Genomic DNA, 14,089 nt, shown 5'->3' with positions numbered 1-14,089 from the left:
CGTCAGGACTTTCTGCTCATCACGTAGTATTCCGCCGCATCCTCATGCAACCGGCGGCCGGTCGGCGCCTGCCACGGATCGATTAATTCGATGCCGCAGTGGAGGAAGCCTTTGGTATTGCGGGTGGCCAAGGCGGCGCCGTAATGCAGGCAGGTGGCGGCGATTTGGGTATCGGGCACGCTCATCGCTTTACCCAGCAGCCGATTCCTTGCCGTCAATTCCGCGTATTGCATCGCGCACAGCCCATCAAACGGCAATATCTGCCCCTCGAACTTCAATTCAATGGCGTCCGCCAATTTCAGCTTGAGATCCCGCTGGCGCTTGCCGTCAGGCATGCAGGCCACGCCGCTGAACAGTTCGGCGAGGACAATGGCGCTGAGATAGAGCTCGTCATTGTCCTTTTCATTTAGCCAGTTAATGACGTTGTAGTACGGGCTGGGACGCAGCGTTTCTGAAATGACGTTGGTGTCGATAATGATCATGCGTTGTCATCTTCATCATCAAAGGTGACGATGCGTGGCGGCACGGCGTCACGCGGTGGGATCTCCAGCTCAACGCCGCCGAATTCGGCGAAGTGCTGATGCATCCAGGTACCCAATCCATAGCGCGGCGGCTTTTTGACCAGCGCCTGTTTCAGGATCATGCGCGCTTCCTCTTCCATGGAATGGCCGTTTTTCGCCGCTGAGATACGCAGCAGCTCTTTGATTTCGTCGTCCAGATTTCTGACGGTGATAGTAGCCATTGAAACCTCCTTTGCTATCAATGATTGCATTGACTTATTCTCTCGTCCTGCTGCTTAAAAAGCAATCAATTGAAATAAAAAAAGGCGCGGGATCCGCGCCTTAGCTGAAGAGGTAACGCTACCGAATTACAGCTTCGGGCCGGCGCTGACCAGCGCGGCACCCGCAGGCGTGTCGGTGTATTTGTCGAAGTTGGTGATGAAGCGCTCGGCCAGATCCTGCGCTTTTTCCTGCCACTGCTCGAGGCTGGCATAGGTGTTGCGCGGATCGAGGATCTCCGGGTTCACGCCCGGCAGCGCGGTCGGCATCGCCAGATCGAAGATAGGCAGGGTAACGGTTTCCGCCTTGTCGATTTCACCGCTCAGGATGGCGTCGATGATGCCGCGCGTATCTTTGATCGAGATGCGTTTGCCGGTGCCGTTCCAGCCGGTATTGACCAGGTAAGCCTGGGCGCCGGCGGCCTGCATGCGTTTCACCAGTACTTCCGCGTACTGCGTCGGGTGCAGTGACAGGAATGCGGCGCCGAAGCAGGCGGAGAAGGTTGGCGTCGGCTCGGTCACGCCGCGCTCGGTGCCTGCCAGTTTGGCGGTGAAGCCGGACAGGAAGTGGTACTGAGTCTGGTTGGCGGTCAGGCGCGATACCGGCGGCAGCACGCCGAAGGCGTCGGCGGTCAGGAAGATCACCTTGGTGGCGTGACCCGCCTTGGACACCGGCTTGACGATGTTCTGGATATGGTAGATCGGGTAAGAAACGCGGGTATTCTCGGTTTTCGAACCGTCGTTGAAGTCGATGCTGCCGTCGGCCAACACGGTGACGTTTTCCAGCAGCGCATCGCGTTTGATGGCGTGGTAGATGTCCGGCTCGGCTTCTTCAGACAGCTTGATGGTCTTGGCGTAGCAGCCGCCTTCGAAGTTGAACACGCCGTCGTCGTCCCAGCCGTGCTCGTCATCGCCGATCAGCTGACGCTTAGGATCGGTGGAGAGGGTGGTCTTGCCGGTGCCGGACAGGCCGAAGAATACCGCCACGTCGCCTTTCTCGCCCACGTTGGCCGAGCAGTGCATCGAGGCGATGCCTTTCAGCGGCAGCAGGTAGTTCATCATCGAGAACATGCCTTTCTTCATTTCGCCGCCGTACCAGGTGCCGCCGATCAGCTGCATGCGCTCGGTCAGGTTGAAGGCGACGAAGTTCTCCGAGTTCAGGCCTTGCTGCTGCCAGTTCGGGTTGGTGCATTTGGCGCCGTTCATCACCACGAAGTCCGGTTCGAAGTCAGCCAGCTCTTCGTCGCTTGGGCGGATGAACATGTTTTTCACGAAGTGCGCCTGCCAGGCCACCTCGGTGATGAAACGCACTTTCAGGCGCGAGTCGGCGTTGGCGCCGCAGAAGGTATCCACCACGAACAGGCGTTTGCCGGACAGTTGCTCGGTGACCAGGTGTTTCAGATCGGCCCAGACTTCCGGGCTGAGAGGTTTGTTGTCGTTTTTGCCTTTGCCCTGATCGGCCCACCACACGGTATCGCGGGTGATGTCGTCGCGGACGATGTATTTGTCTTTCGGCGAACGGCCGGTGAAGATGCCGGTATCGACGGAGACGGCACCCAGCTTGGTGACTACCCCACGCTCAAAACCTTCCAGAGATGGGTCTGTTTCTTCCTTAAACAGCAGTTCATAGCTCGGGTTGTGAACGATTTCGCTGACGTCGTGAATGCCGTAAGCGGCCAGATCCTGAGGGGTTATACCTTTAACGCGCATGTTACTACTCCTTGGTCACAGAATTTCTGGCGGCAATTGTAGGGATCTAACGGTGCGTAACCGCGATGGGTATCAAATATTTAACGTTTTAGGCGGTATTTCGTTACGATCTGAGAGATAGCACACGGAAAAAAGCAAACGTGCAAACGGCGGGGCTTGGCGGGTGCCGGGCGCGCCCGCCGAGAGGGTATGACTTAGTGCAACCGGTCGCTTTCGCCGGCGTTGCCCGCATACAACGCGGCAACATCAACCGGGTCAAAGACATAGTGGCTGCCGCAGTAGTCGCAGTGCATGTCGATATTGCCGTCCTGCTCCAGCATGTCCGCCACTTCGTCGGCCGGCAGCGTCAGCAGCGCGTCGGCGCAACGCTGACGTGAACAGGTACAACGGAATTGCACGTCCTGTGGTTCATACAGGGTGACTTCTTCCTGATGATACAGGCGGTACAGCACCTCATTGGCCGGCAGGCCGAACAGCTCTTCGCTTTTGACCGTGTTGGTCAGTTGCACCAGGTGATCGAAATCATCGAGGTTGCCGTCCTGCGCCGGCAGCACCTGCAGCAGCATGCCGGCCGCCGCGGCGTTGCCTTCCGCTTCGCCGGTGCGGATGAACAGGCGGGTCGGCAACTGTTCAGACTGGCGGAAGTAGGCTTCCAGGCATTCGGCCAGCGTTTCCCCTTCCAGGCCGACCACGCCCTGATAGCGCTCGCCTTCCGTCGGGGAAATGGTGATGACCATGACGCCGTTGCCGATCATCTGATGCAGGGTGCTGTCGTCGGCGATAGGCGCCTGGGTGCGCGCAACGCCGCGCATCTCCTGGCGGTTGTTGCCGTTGATCACCGCCAGCTTCAGCGGGCCGTCGCCTTGCAGCTGAACGGTGATGTCGCCGTCGAACTTCAGGGTTGCGGTCAGCAGACTGGTGGCGACCAGCAGCTCGCCCAGCAGTTTTTGCACCGGCGCCGGGTAGTCGTGGTTGTTCAGGATCTGCTGATAGGTTTCGCTGACGGTAACCAGCTCGCCGCGCACCGCGTAGTTTTCAAACAGGTAACGGTGCAATTGGTCATGGTTGGACATAATCTTCTCTCATTGCGGTGAGGGGTTATTCCTGCTCACCAAATTTAAATTTCATCAGGTCGCGCCGCTCCTTTTTGTCCGGACGTCGGTCCGGATGCGGCATGGTCAACGCGTTCATCTTGCGCGCCAGCGCCATTTTTTCGCGGTTGGCGATGCTGGCTTCGGTTTCCTGATACATTTGCTGCGCCTCGTTGGCGCCGCGGCGTTGGCTGGTCAGCGCCAGCACGATCACCGTACGTTCTTCGTTGCCCTGCCGCAGTTTGAGCTCGGCGTTGAGCTCGACAATCTTGCTCGGCTTGCCGCGCTGGCCGTTGTAATGCACCTTGCCGCCGTCGATCATTTCGCGCGCCAGCGCGCGGGTCTTGTAGAAGCGTGCGGCCCACAGCCACTTATCCAGTCGGACCGCGTCGTCGCGCGTCGCTTTTTCCTTCATGCTTCCCCCTTGGCCAGCGCCGGTATCAGCAGGCGGTAGTCGCGCATCGACGGATGGCGCTGGAAGCTTTTCTCCGCCGAGCTGGAGTCCGGGTTTTGCACGCCCAGGCAGTAACGAATGCCGAAAGTGCGCGCCGCGTCGAGGATCGGCTCGCCGTCGTCGACAAACAGCGTGCGCTGCGGGTCGAATCCGGTGTGCTGTTGCACCGCTTGCCACAGACGCTGATCTTCTTTCGGATAACCAAATGTGTGGGTGGAAAACAATAAATCAAGGTGCCGATCGAGGCCGGTATGCTCGATTTTCACCGCCAGGCTGTGCGGATGGGCGTTGGTCAGCAAAATGGTTTGCAGGCCGGCGTCGCGCAGCGCCCGTAAAAAAGGCTCGGTGTCTTCGCGCAGCCGGGCGCGGCTGCCCACTTCGCTGGTCATGCGGTAAATGTCCAGATCCAGCCGCTCGCTCCAGTAATCGAAGCAATACCAGTTCATGGTGTGCTGCACCGCCTGGTATTCCCGCTCGATGATGTGGCGGGCTTCGTCGAACGGAATAGCGCGCCTTTCGCTCAGCGCCTGTGGCACCAGGCTGAGCCAAAAGTGGCTGTCGAACTCCAGATCCAGCAATGTGCCGTCCATGTCCAGCAGCACGGTATCGATCTGCGGCCAATCAAACTCGGGAACCATAAAAACTCCACGGGCGGACCGACGGGCAGTCCGCAGATGAGAATAATAGCGTTAGCGTAGCATAAGCGGATGACAGGGCCGAAGCCCCGGCGTCAGGTTCAGGCCATCGGCCGCATCGACATCGGATTGAGCTGCGGGTTGAAGCAGCTGTCGTAGTAACGCTGGATATCGGCGACGCGGTGCTGATTGATGCGCCGACGCTGCACCAGCCGCCAGGCGTTATAACCCAGGCTGACCACTACGGCCAGCAACAACAGGCTGGTGCCGAGATAGCGCCACAGGGTGATCATATCCGGTTCGCTGTGCAACGCCACGTGGCGAGTGCCGTTGGCGTCAACGCTGAGGCTGGTGATCACGCCCTGCGCCTGGAATGGGGTATGCAGCAGCAGGTTGGACTGGCGCTGCAGCTCATTCCACTGGTCGAGCGCGTTGTATTCGCTTTGCGGCGTCTGCGGCTGGGGGTGACTGACCCACTGGCGGCCTTCGTCGCTGCGGATCAGGAAACCGCCTGGCGGCGGGCTGTTGAGCGCAGCGGCGGCCAGTCGCGTCTCATTGAAGATGAACGACGAGGTGGCCACTTTGGTCAGGCTTTCCAGCGATTCGGCGCTGACCGGACGAAGCAGGACGTTGACGCCTTGCAGCGCGCCGGATTTGGCGCGTTTCACCAGGCTGCTCCAGTTTTTCGCGTTGCCCAGGTTAACCAGCGCGTTTTTCAGCCGTACGCAGTCGTTTTCCGTCTGGCACAGATCCTGCGTTTTCAGCACGATATCGGAGAAATCGTCCAGCAGGATCATGCCGGATTTCTCGATGGCGCTGGCCAGCTGCGGGTTGACCTTCTGATCGGCGCCGCTCGGATGCAGCTGACCGCTGACCGTCGCCAGCAGGGCTGTCGCTTTGTCTATGACTTCCGATTCCGGCTGCGGCAGCGGGGCGGCGGTGTTCCAATAGATGCCGGAGCAGTCGAACGGCGCAAAATTGACGGCGCCGCCGCCGTTGGCCGGCGGCGGGACATAGCACATGCCGCTGCCGCGCACTTTCAGCGTGTCGCCGATGCGCAGCGGCGTGGCCTCCAGCGCCTGTACGCTGGTCACTTCCACTTTTTGCGCGCCTTGCAGCCAGGCCATGCTGAGGGTCAACGGCAGGTTGAGCGGGATATAGATCAGCAGCAGCAGCAGAACCAGCGCCGAGCTGGCGACCAGCACCGCATTGCGGCCCCACTGCTGCAACGGGAAATTCTTCACTTCGTCATGCAGCGACAGGAAGCGCCCCTGCCGCACCACCTGACGGTTGAGATAGACGTCCACATCGGTGGTTTTGCCCAGATCCTGCGTCAGGTACGGTTGCCAGTGCGGCGGATAGATCAGATCGATAATGCCGAGCGAAATATTGCTGATCTGCCCCTGGCCGGATTCGCCGAACAGGCCCCAGCGCTTTGGCGTGCCGCGCAGGCAGTGGATCTCTTTCAACTCGCGCGACGCCGGGCGGCGGAACAGGTTCCACCCTCCCCAGGCGATCATCAGCACCGCCACGAAAATCATCCAGGGGATCACCAGCACCGGGCTGATCAGGCTGAAGAACAGCAGCAGCAGCGCGGCGGAGATGATGACGGCTTCACGGATGCCGTTCGGCCGGTTCAGCGCGTGCTCTTCCGGCGTTTCCTTGCGAATGTTCACCAGCTCGACATGCTCGCTCTCTTCCTTGCGGATGGAGGCGTTTTTGGTCGGCGCGGCGTTCACCACCGGCGGCTGCGGCCGGTCGTGGATATGATCTTTCAGCGAGTGCCCGTTGAGCGAAATCACCAGCGGCAGCGTCTGGGTTTTGATCACTTCCACATGGTTGTCGGCGGTGATATAGGGTTCCCAAAACGGGGGGAGGTGCACCTCTTCAGCGTCGAGGTAATAGCGCCATTTATTGGGATCGTCGCTGGCCAGCCCGTAACGGGTGATGGCGTGCGTCACGGGATAAACGTTATCGCTTTGCGGAGTGAGCGCCAGTTTGGCTGCGGGCAGCGTAGCGCCGCCGCCGGGCAACAGTTTGTTGCTCAGTTTGTTTTGTTGATTGAGGTAGAACTCGACCGCCGCGCGTTCTTCGTCGGTCAGCTTGCGGTGGGCGGGTTTGATAAACGGCAGCGTGCGCGCCAGCGCCGTCGGGTGGCGGGCCTTGAACCACAGGTACAGGCCGGCGGCAATCAGGCAGACAAGCACTAAGGCCAATATCAACACTATTGTGCTCATGCAATCCCCATCTCACACCCGTGAATTTCGCCAACCTGATGAAAAGCTGAATATTATACGGAGTAAACCGCCAGGAGGCACCCAGAACTAATGAGGGAACAAACAGATTTTCGCTTTGGATCTCATTCCTTCATGAAGCAAGGTCATTTTATCACTGATTCTTGCCTGCGTGATACTAGCAACCGGCTCCTGCCGTCGATATCGGCATTATCCTATTTTCATGCGCGCTGTTTGCTGAATCAGTGCAGAAAATCGCCTGCGGCTGGCGACGCTTGTTAAAAGAAAGTAAATTACTGTTCATGCGCGTTGCGGCCGAGCTTGCCCTTAACGCACAATGTGATCAAGATCGAATTTGGTCAGCGTTTGAGCGCCAACGAGCCGTGCGTTACGCCAATCATTTTTTCGGTTGCCCTGTCCGCGCCTGGGTAACCTCTTTGAGGCAATCATGGATAAACACCTGCAAAAACCTAAAATTCTGAAAGTGGAAACGGTCGCGCGTTCGCGTTTGTTCAACGTCGAGTCGGTCGATTTGGAATTCAGCAACGGTGTGCGGCGGGTGTATGAGCGCATGCGGCCTTCGGATCGCGAAGCGGTGATGATTGTGCCGGTGATTGGCGATGACCTGCTGCTGATCCGCGAATATGCGGTGGGCACTGAATCCTATGAGCTGGGCTTCCCGAAAGGGTTGATCGATCCCGGCGAGGGGGTGTTGGAGGCGGCCAACCGCGAGCTGATGGAAGAGGTGGGATTCGGCGCCAGACGCTTTGATTTCCTCAGCAAGCTGACGATGGCGCCATCCTACTTTTCCAGCAAAATGAATATCGTGCTGGCGCACGATCTCTATCCGCAGAGCCTGGAAGGGGACGAACCGGAACCCCTGCCGCAGGTGCGCTGGCCGATCGCCAACATGATGGCGCTGCTGGCGGAACCGGATTTCCGTGAGGCGCGCAACGTCAGCGCGCTGTTCCTCTCCGAGGCGTTTCTGCGCGGTTCGCGCTGAGACGCTTCGCGCCGCATAAAAAAAGGGCCAGATTTCTCTGGCCCTTTTCGATCAGAACAGCTCGTGGCTTTCGCCGCCCGGATCGGTCAGCGTGGTGCCGGTATCGCGCGATGGGTAGTCCGTCGGCTGCGTTCCTTCGATAAAGTACTCGGAACGGCTGCCGCCGCCACCGCCCGAGAGCTTGCCGCTGCTCTTGTCGATGGTGACGCTGATGATGCCCGGCGGCGGCGTGACTTTCTGCTCCGGAATGCCTTCCAGCGCGATCTTCATGAAGTCGTCCCACGCCGGCTGGGCGCTTTTGGCACCGCCTTCGCCGCCGGAAATCTGATCCGGGATGGCGCCGGACACCGTTGAACGGCCCAGATCGCGGCGGTGATCGTCGAAGCCGATCCACACCGACGTCACGGTATCCGGGCCATAGCCGGAGAACCAGGCGTCTTTGGAACTGTTGGTGGTACCGGTTTTGCCGCCGATATCATGACGTTTCAGATCGCGCCCGGCGCGCCAGGCGGTGCCCATCCAACCCGGTTCACCGAAGATATTGCTGTTCAGCGCGTCGTGGATCAGGAAGGCCAGCGGCGTGCTGATCACGTGCGGCGCATACTGTTGGTCGCCGTCCTGCTGCACCTGAGCCGGGGTTACCTGCTCCAGCTGCGGCATCGGCACCGTGCTGTTGCTGCCTTCCTGCGAGGTGGCGACGTTTTCGATGTTGTCATCGGACAGCACGGCCGAACGGTGAGTATCACCGTAGATCACCGGCAGGTTGCAGCTGCTGCAAACCACTTTAGGTTTGGCTTCGAACACCGTATTGCCGTTGTCGTCTTCAATTTTGGTGATGAAGTACGGATCGACCAGGTAACCGCCGTTCGCCAGCACCGCGTAACCGCGCACCAGCTGCATCGGGGTGAAGGAAGCGGAGCCCAGCGCCAGCGATTCGGTATGCACGATGTTCTGTGCCGGGAAGCCGAAGCGCTGCAGATATTCCGCCGCGTAGTCGACGCCCATCGCACGCATCGCGCGCACCATCACCACGTTCTTCGACTGCCCCAGCCCTTGACGCAGACGAATCGGGCCATCGTAGGTCGGCGGCGAGTTCTTCGGCCGCCAGTCGGTGCCGGCGCCGGCATCCCAACGGGTGATCGGCAAGTCGTTCAGGATGGTGGCCAGCGTCAGGCCTTTATCCATCGCGGCGGTATACAGGAACGGTTTGATGTTCGAACCCACCTGACGCAGGGCCTGGGTGACGCGGTTGAACTTGCTCTGGTTGAAATCGAAGCCGCCGACCAGCGCTTTCACCGCGCCGTCGTTCGGGTTGATGGAAACCAGCGCCGAGTTGACGTCCGGCACCTGCGACAGCCACCAGGCCTCGTTCACTTTACGTACCCAGACCTGCTGGCCTGGCTGCACCACGTCGGTGACGCGTTTCGGCGTTGGGCCTTGCTGAGTGTCTGAACGGTATGGCCGCGCCCAGCGCATGGTGGCCATCGGCAGGGCAATGCTGCTGCCGTCGGCCAGCATCGCCGTCGCTTCCTGCGGGTTGGCGGCGGTGATGACCGCCGGCGCCAGCGGGCCGTAGTTCGGCAGGTTTTTCAGCGAGTCGACAATCTGTTTGCGATCCCAGGCCGCTTCGCCGACTTTCCACAGCACGTTTGACGGGCCGCGATAGCCGTGGCGCATGTCATAGGCCAACACGTTATTGCGCACCGATTCCTGCGCCGCCAGCTGCAGCCGTTTGGTCACGGTGGTGTAAACCTTATAACCGTCGGTATAGGCGTTTTCACCGTAGCGCTTGATCATCTCCTGACGCACCATCTCGGAGAGATACGGGGCGGAGAAGCTGATTTCCGGCGCATGGTAGTTGGCGACCAGATCTTCAGAACGCGCCTGATCGTACTGCGCCTGCGTGATGTAGTGTTCGTCCAGCATGCGCGACAGCACTACGTTACGGCGGGCAACGGCGCGATCGTGCGAATAGAGCGGGTTGAAGGTGGACGGCGCTTTCGGCAGGCCGGCGATGGTCGCCATCTCGCTCAGGGTGAGCTGACTGACATCCTTGCCGAAATAGACCTGCGCGGCGGCGCCCACGCCGTAAGCGCGGTAACCCAGGTAGATCTTGTTCAGATACAGCTCAAGGATTTCATCTTTGGTCAGCATCTGCTCGATGCGTACCGCCAGGAAGGCTTCCTTGATTTTACGCATCAGGGTGCGTTCCGGGCTTAAGAAGAAGTTACGCGCCAGCTGTTGGGTAATGGTGCTGGCCCCTTGGGATGCGTGGCCGGAGACCAACGCGATGGAGGCCGCGCGGAAGATGCCGACCGGATCGACACCGTGGTGATCATAGAAGCGGCTGTCTTCGGTGGCGATAAATGCGTGCACCATCACCGGCGGAATTTGATCCAACTTCAGCGGAATGCGGCGCTTCTCGCCGTACTGGGCGATCAGTTCGCCATCGGCGCTGTAAACCTGCATCGGTATCTGCAGCCGCACGTCTTTCAGCGTTGCGACGTCGGGCAGCTGCGGCTCGACATATTTGTACAAGCCGAAAATCGAGGCTGCTCCCAGCACGATGCAACATACTGCAAGGATTAGTAAATACTTTACGAACTTCACCTGAGATTTCCCATTTCTAAGTCATTTGGGCAGTTTATAAACAACCGCGCGGTAGTATAAAGGCAAGCCTGCGACATGGATATGTTCTTTTATCATCGGATGTTATGGAGGCTTGTGAAACATGTTCCCTCAAGCATGGCAGGTGGGGCTGGATATACAAATCGACTGCGTGCGGGCGCTGGCGGTCCAACGCCGCCGCAACGGCTGGCAACTGCGTCACTGGTGGCAACAGACGCTGCCGCAGGCGGTTTTACGCGACGGCTGCCTGGCACCTTCCGAAGCCCTGATCCGGGCGCTGCGGCAATGGCGCGTCCAACTGCCGCGACATATTTCCTTACGCATTGCCCTGCCGGCGCAGCGGGTGTTGCAACAGTGCATGGTGCAGCCGGACGCGCGGCTGCGCGAGCCGGAACGCAGCGACTATATCGTTGGCCACGGCGTGAAGCAGTTCCCACTCGACGGCCAGACGCTGGCGCTCGACTATCGCGCTGCGCCGGCGGATGGGGCGGCGCTGCTGTTGACCGCCGCGCGGCGGCAGGAGCTGCAGCAGTGGCTGCACTGTCTGCGCCAGGCGGGCCTGCATCCGCAAGCGGTCGATATTACGCCCTGCGCGCTGCGGATGATGGCGACGGCGGCGGGCGTGCCGCACACCGCGGGGCTGATGCATCGTCTCGAGCGAGAATGGCTGTGGGTGGCGCCGGCCGACGGCGCGTTCGCGTTCGGGCTGACGCCGGGCGACGATGACGCACAGGCGCTGCGGGCGTTGCAAGCCCAGATGCCGGCGGACGATGATCGACCGGTCTATGCCGGCAGCGTGCTGGCAGGAGCCTTGCCCGTCGGCTGCCTTTCCTGGTCGCCGCTCAGCGCCTTCACGCAGCTGCGTCCGCCGTTGCCCGTGCATCCCTCAGCGTTCGCGTTGGCCGGCGGTCTGGCGCTGCGCGAGGAGGACCGCTGATGTACCAGGTCAACTTTTTGCCCTGGCGGCAACGTCGCGATCGGCGGCGCGGCTGTTTCTGGCTGGGCGTGTTGCTGTTGCAGATAACGGTGCTGTTGCTGGCAGGGGGCCTCGTCGCCGGCCAACTGCGTCATCAACAGGCGCAGCGTCAGGAGCGGCTGGCGCTGTTGGAAGAAGAGCTGGCGGCAGTGACGCTGCTCGTCCGTCAGCAGCAGCAAGAGCGGGCGCAACGGGCGCGATACGGCGCCCTCGCTGAACGGCAGGCGCGCAATGCCCAACATAACCGGCGTTATTTGCAACTGCTGCAGCAACTCTCCTCCTGCCTCCCCCCACCGCTGTGGCTCACGGCGTTGGACAGCGATGCGGCGAACGGCCTGCGGCTGCGTGGATTGAGCCGTTCTCCTGCCGCCATTTCGCAGTTCGAACGGCGGCTGGCGGGGATGCCCGCGTTACCGCGGCTGCGTTTGGCGGAGGTGGCGCAACGCGACGACGGCCTGTACGCCTTTCATCTGGTGGCGCAATGGGGGCGTGATGGATAATCGTTTGCCATCCGGGCTGCGCTTCTTGCTGGGCCTGTCGGGCCGGCGATTGCTGGCCGCGCAATGGCTGGGCATCGGCACGTTGGCGTTGTTGGGCGGGGGCTGGATGCTGCAAGACGAATGGCGTCAGCGGGAAAGCGCGACAGAGCGGCAACAGCGCCTGCTGCAACAGATCGCCGTGGCGCAGCGCCAACTGGACGAGGCGCCGGTCGCCCTGATACCGCCGACGCCGCTCGTTCCGGCCGCCGCCGGCGATCTGACGAACGGGCTGCAACGGGCGGGGGGCGCCTTATTGCGCTGGCAGCGGCAGGAAAAACCACCGCGGCAGACGCTGAGCTTGCGCATTGACTACCTCGGTTTGTTGGCGCTGCTGGAGGCGCTGCCCGCCGATTTGCGTCTCGAACAATTGAGCGTGGAGACGCCGCCGCAGGGCATGACGGCGCGGTTGGTTTTACAGGATGCCGCCGAGGAGCTGGCCGATGAGTAAAAGATCCGGCCGTTGGTGGTGGCTGCTATGGCCGTGGGCCTTATGCGCCGAACCGCGCGACCCGTTTGCGCCGCCTCCGATGCCTGCTTGCGCCCAGACAGAGACATCCCCGGCGGGCTGGCGCCTGAAAGGCGTCATCGGGCAACCGACGCAGCGCTATGGCTGGGTGGTGACGCCGGCGGGGCAATGGTTGCGCCTGCGGCCGCAACAACGGGTGCTTGCCGAGCGCTGGCAGGTGACGCAGGTGCAGGCGCGCAGCCTGACGTTGAAGGCGCTGACGGCCGAACCGGAGTGCCCGGCGAGCCGCGGCGACATATCGCTGATGATCGACGACAAGGATGACAAATCATGAAAGGACGCGCTGGACTGGGCTTGGCGCTAGGGTGTTTGGCGCTCGGCGCCGCGCAGGCTCAGCATAAACAGATAATCTCATTGGAGTTTCAGGATGCGCCGGTCACGGTCATCCTGCAGGCCTTGGCGGATTATCGGCAGATGAACCTGATCGCTGCGCCGGGCGTGAGCGGCAACCTGACGCTGCGGCTGGAGGATGTGCCCTGGCCGCAGGCGCTGGCGCTGACCCTGCGTATGGGCAAACTGACGATGACGCGGGAGGGTAACGTGATGCTGATCTCCCCGGAGCCGGATGCGCGGGAAAAAAGACAGCAGCAAGAGGCGCTGGCGCAGCGGCAACCCTTGCACAGCCTGACGTTGACCGTGCAAAACGGCGATGCGGCGGAAATTGCCGAAAGCCTCAACGCCCAACGTGGCGCGTTGCTGAGCGAGCGTGGCAGCGTGTTGGCGGATAAACGCACCAATACGCTGCTGCTGCGCGACACCGCGCCGATAGTGGCGCAGTTGAAAAAGCGGATAACGGAAATGGATGCGCCGCTGGCACAGGTGCAACTGGCGGCGCATATCGTGACCATCAACAGCGAAAGCCTGCGTGAGCTCGGCGTGCGTTGGGGATTGGCGCCCGACGACAGGCCGGCACGGCCGCTACGGCCGGGCAATATCGGCGTTAACCTGCCGTTGGAGCGCAGCGCGGTGAACGCCGGCTTCCATCTGGCGCGCATCAGTGGGCGTTTGCTGAGCCTGGAGCTGACGGCGCTGGAGCAGGAAAATCAGGTGGAGATCATCGCCAGCCCGCGTCTCCTGACGGCGCATCTGCAAACCGCCAGCATCAAGCAAGGGACGGAGATCCCTTATGAAGTGTCCAGCGGCGCCAGCGGTGCGACCGCCATCGAGTTTAAAGAGGCGGTGCTGGGCATGGAGGTGACGCCGAAGGTGTTGCCGGACGGGCGCATCACGCTGACGTTGCAGATCAGCCAAAATATGCCGGGGCGTGCCATCAGCCGAGGGGCCGGAGAGGCGTTGACCATCGATAAACAGGAGATTAAGACGCAGATCACGGTGAAAAACGGCGAAACCCTGGTGCTCGGCGGCATTTTTCAACGGCATCGCGGCAAGACGGCGGACAAGGTGCCGGGACTGGGGGATGCGCCGCTGCTGGGGGGCTTGTTCCGGCAGGGCGGCGCACAACAGAAAAAACGCGAGCTGGTGATCTTTATTACGCCGACCCTGATTAAGGGATAA

14 protein-coding genes are annotated in these 14,089 nt (G+C 61.1%); 6 read left to right on the top strand and 8 right to left on the bottom strand.

The genetic code is table 11. The annotated features are described in order from the left end of the window. Nucleotides 1-2: 2 nt before the first annotated feature. The 7 genes from J9788_RS21255 to J9788_RS21225 all read right to left on the bottom strand — a co-directional run bounded on the left by J9788_RS21255 (nt 3) and on the right by J9788_RS21225 (nt 6,905). Nucleotides 3-482 (bottom strand): type II toxin-antitoxin system VapC family toxin, encoded by a 480-nt coding sequence (locus J9788_RS21255; protein ID WP_079450505.1) that lies wholly within the window; start codon nt 480-482, stop codon nt 3-5. Next, nucleotides 479-742 (bottom strand): plasmid stability protein, encoded by a 264-nt coding sequence (locus J9788_RS21250; RefSeq protein WP_004930730.1) that lies wholly within the window; start codon nt 740-742, stop codon nt 479-481. The genes J9788_RS21255 and J9788_RS21250 overlap by 4 nt, the downstream gene beginning before the upstream one ends. A 126-nt stretch (nt 743-868) precedes the next feature. Next, nucleotides 869-2,488, bottom strand: a complete 1,620-nt coding sequence (gene pckA, locus J9788_RS21245) for a phosphoenolpyruvate carboxykinase (ATP) (protein ID WP_015379308.1) — start codon at nt 2,486-2,488, stop codon at nt 869-871. Nucleotides 2,489-2,682: 194 nt separating this feature from the next. Beyond that, nucleotides 2,683-3,561, bottom strand: a complete 879-nt coding sequence (gene hslO / locus J9788_RS21240; protein ID WP_182265715.1) for an Hsp33 family molecular chaperone HslO — start codon at nt 3,559-3,561, stop codon at nt 2,683-2,685. 25 nt (nt 3,562-3,586) lie between these two features. Beyond that, complete coding sequence (hslR, locus tag J9788_RS21235) at nt 3,587-3,994, bottom strand: ribosome-associated heat shock protein Hsp15 (RefSeq protein ID WP_033645283.1); 408 nt, start codon at nt 3,992-3,994, stop codon at nt 3,587-3,589. Then, nucleotides 3,991-4,671 carry a GMP/IMP nucleotidase gene (yrfG, locus tag J9788_RS21230; protein ID WP_182265716.1) on the bottom strand — a complete coding sequence of 227 codons (681 nt, stop codon included), beginning with the start codon at nt 4,669-4,671 and terminating at the stop codon, nt 3,991-3,993. The genes hslR and yrfG overlap by 4 nt, the downstream gene beginning before the upstream one ends. Nucleotides 4,672-4,769: 98 nt before the next feature. Continuing rightward, nucleotides 4,770-6,905, bottom strand: coding sequence for an intracellular growth attenuator family protein (locus J9788_RS21225; protein WP_046898706.1), 2,136 nt, complete (start codon nt 6,903-6,905; stop codon nt 4,770-4,772). Nucleotides 6,906-7,350: 445 nt separating this feature from the next. Between J9788_RS21225 and nudE the strand changes: the two genes are divergently transcribed. Further along, complete coding sequence (nudE, locus tag J9788_RS21220; protein ID WP_046898707.1) at nt 7,351-7,905, top strand: ADP compounds hydrolase NudE; 555 nt, start codon at nt 7,351-7,353, stop codon at nt 7,903-7,905. A 51-nt stretch (nt 7,906-7,956) separates the two neighbouring features. Here nudE and mrcA read toward each other — a convergent pair whose 3' ends face one another. Further along, nucleotides 7,957-10,515, bottom strand: a complete 2,559-nt coding sequence (gene mrcA, locus J9788_RS21215) for a peptidoglycan glycosyltransferase/peptidoglycan DD-transpeptidase MrcA (RefSeq protein ID WP_033645280.1) — start codon at nt 10,513-10,515, stop codon at nt 7,957-7,959. A gap of 121 nt (nt 10,516-10,636) precedes the next feature. Here mrcA and pilM point away from each other — a divergent pair, with 121 nt between their 5' ends. The 5 genes from pilM to hofQ are packed head-to-tail and all read left to right on the top strand — an operon-like array spanning nt 10,637 to nt 14,089. Next, nucleotides 10,637-11,470: a pilus assembly protein PilM gene (pilM, locus tag J9788_RS21210; protein ID WP_046898708.1), complete on the top strand. Its 834-nt coding sequence runs from the start codon at nt 10,637-10,639 to the stop codon at nt 11,468-11,470. Beyond that, complete coding sequence (locus J9788_RS21205; RefSeq protein WP_094141732.1) at nt 11,470-12,009, top strand: PilN domain-containing protein; 540 nt, start codon at nt 11,470-11,472, stop codon at nt 12,007-12,009. Before pilM ends, J9788_RS21205 begins: the two co-directional genes overlap by 1 nt. Further along, entirely contained in the window at nt 12,002-12,496 is a 495-nt protein-coding gene (locus J9788_RS21200) for a hypothetical protein (RefSeq protein ID WP_182265717.1), read from the top strand. The genes J9788_RS21205 and J9788_RS21200 overlap by 8 nt, the downstream gene beginning before the upstream one ends. Continuing rightward, a complete protein-coding gene (locus J9788_RS21195) occupies nt 12,489-12,848 on the top strand; it encodes a HofP DNA utilization family protein (RefSeq protein ID WP_046898711.1) in 360 nt (119 codons plus the stop codon). Before J9788_RS21200 ends, J9788_RS21195 begins: the two co-directional genes overlap by 8 nt. Then, nucleotides 12,845-14,089, top strand: a complete 1,245-nt coding sequence (hofQ, locus tag J9788_RS21190) for a DNA uptake porin HofQ (protein WP_182265718.1) — start codon at nt 12,845-12,847, stop codon at nt 14,087-14,089. Before J9788_RS21195 ends, hofQ begins: the two co-directional genes overlap by 4 nt.

It is taken from the genome of Serratia sp. X10, from assembly GCF_017811775.1.
In the GTDB taxonomy this organism is placed as follows: domain Bacteria; phylum Pseudomonadota; class Gammaproteobacteria; order Enterobacterales; family Enterobacteriaceae; genus Serratia; species Serratia ureilytica.
This window is presented reverse-complemented; position numbering and strand designations above follow the sequence as displayed.

Bases quoted from the DNA above. Each gene is read 5' to 3' on its own strand.
- pckA (WP_015379308.1), bottom strand. From the start codon at position 2,488: ATGCGCGTTAAAGGTATAACCCCTCAGGATCTGGCCGCTTACGGCATT.
- J9788_RS21225 (WP_046898706.1), bottom strand. From the start codon at position 6,905: ATGAGCACAATAGTGTTGATATTGGCCTTAGTGCTTGTCTGCCTGATT.
- hofQ (WP_182265718.1), top strand. From the start codon at position 12,845: ATGAAAGGACGCGCTGGACTGGGCTTGGCGCTAGGGTGTTTGGCGCTC.
- nudE (WP_046898707.1), top strand. From the start codon at position 7,351: ATGGATAAACACCTGCAAAAACCTAAAATTCTGAAAGTGGAAACGGTC.
- J9788_RS21250 (WP_004930730.1), bottom strand. From the start codon at position 742: ATGGCTACTATCACCGTCAGAAATCTGGACGACGAAATCAAAGAGCTG.
- hslR (WP_033645283.1), bottom strand. From the start codon at position 3,994: ATGAAGGAAAAAGCGACGCGCGACGACGCGGTCCGACTGGATAAGTGG.
- J9788_RS21205 (WP_094141732.1), top strand. From the start codon at position 11,470: ATGTACCAGGTCAACTTTTTGCCCTGGCGGCAACGTCGCGATCGGCGG.
- J9788_RS21255 (WP_079450505.1), bottom strand. From the start codon at position 482: ATGATCATTATCGACACCAACGTCATTTCAGAAACGCTGCGTCCCAGC.
- hslO (WP_182265715.1), bottom strand. From the start codon at position 3,561: ATGTCCAACCATGACCAATTGCACCGTTACCTGTTTGAAAACTACGCG.
- pilM (WP_046898708.1), top strand. From the start codon at position 10,637: ATGTTCCCTCAAGCATGGCAGGTGGGGCTGGATATACAAATCGACTGC.
- yrfG (WP_182265716.1), bottom strand. From the start codon at position 4,671: ATGGTTCCCGAGTTTGATTGGCCGCAGATCGATACCGTGCTGCTGGAC.
- J9788_RS21195 (WP_046898711.1), top strand. From the start codon at position 12,489: ATGAGTAAAAGATCCGGCCGTTGGTGGTGGCTGCTATGGCCGTGGGCC.
- J9788_RS21200 (WP_182265717.1), top strand. From the start codon at position 12,002: ATGGATAATCGTTTGCCATCCGGGCTGCGCTTCTTGCTGGGCCTGTCG.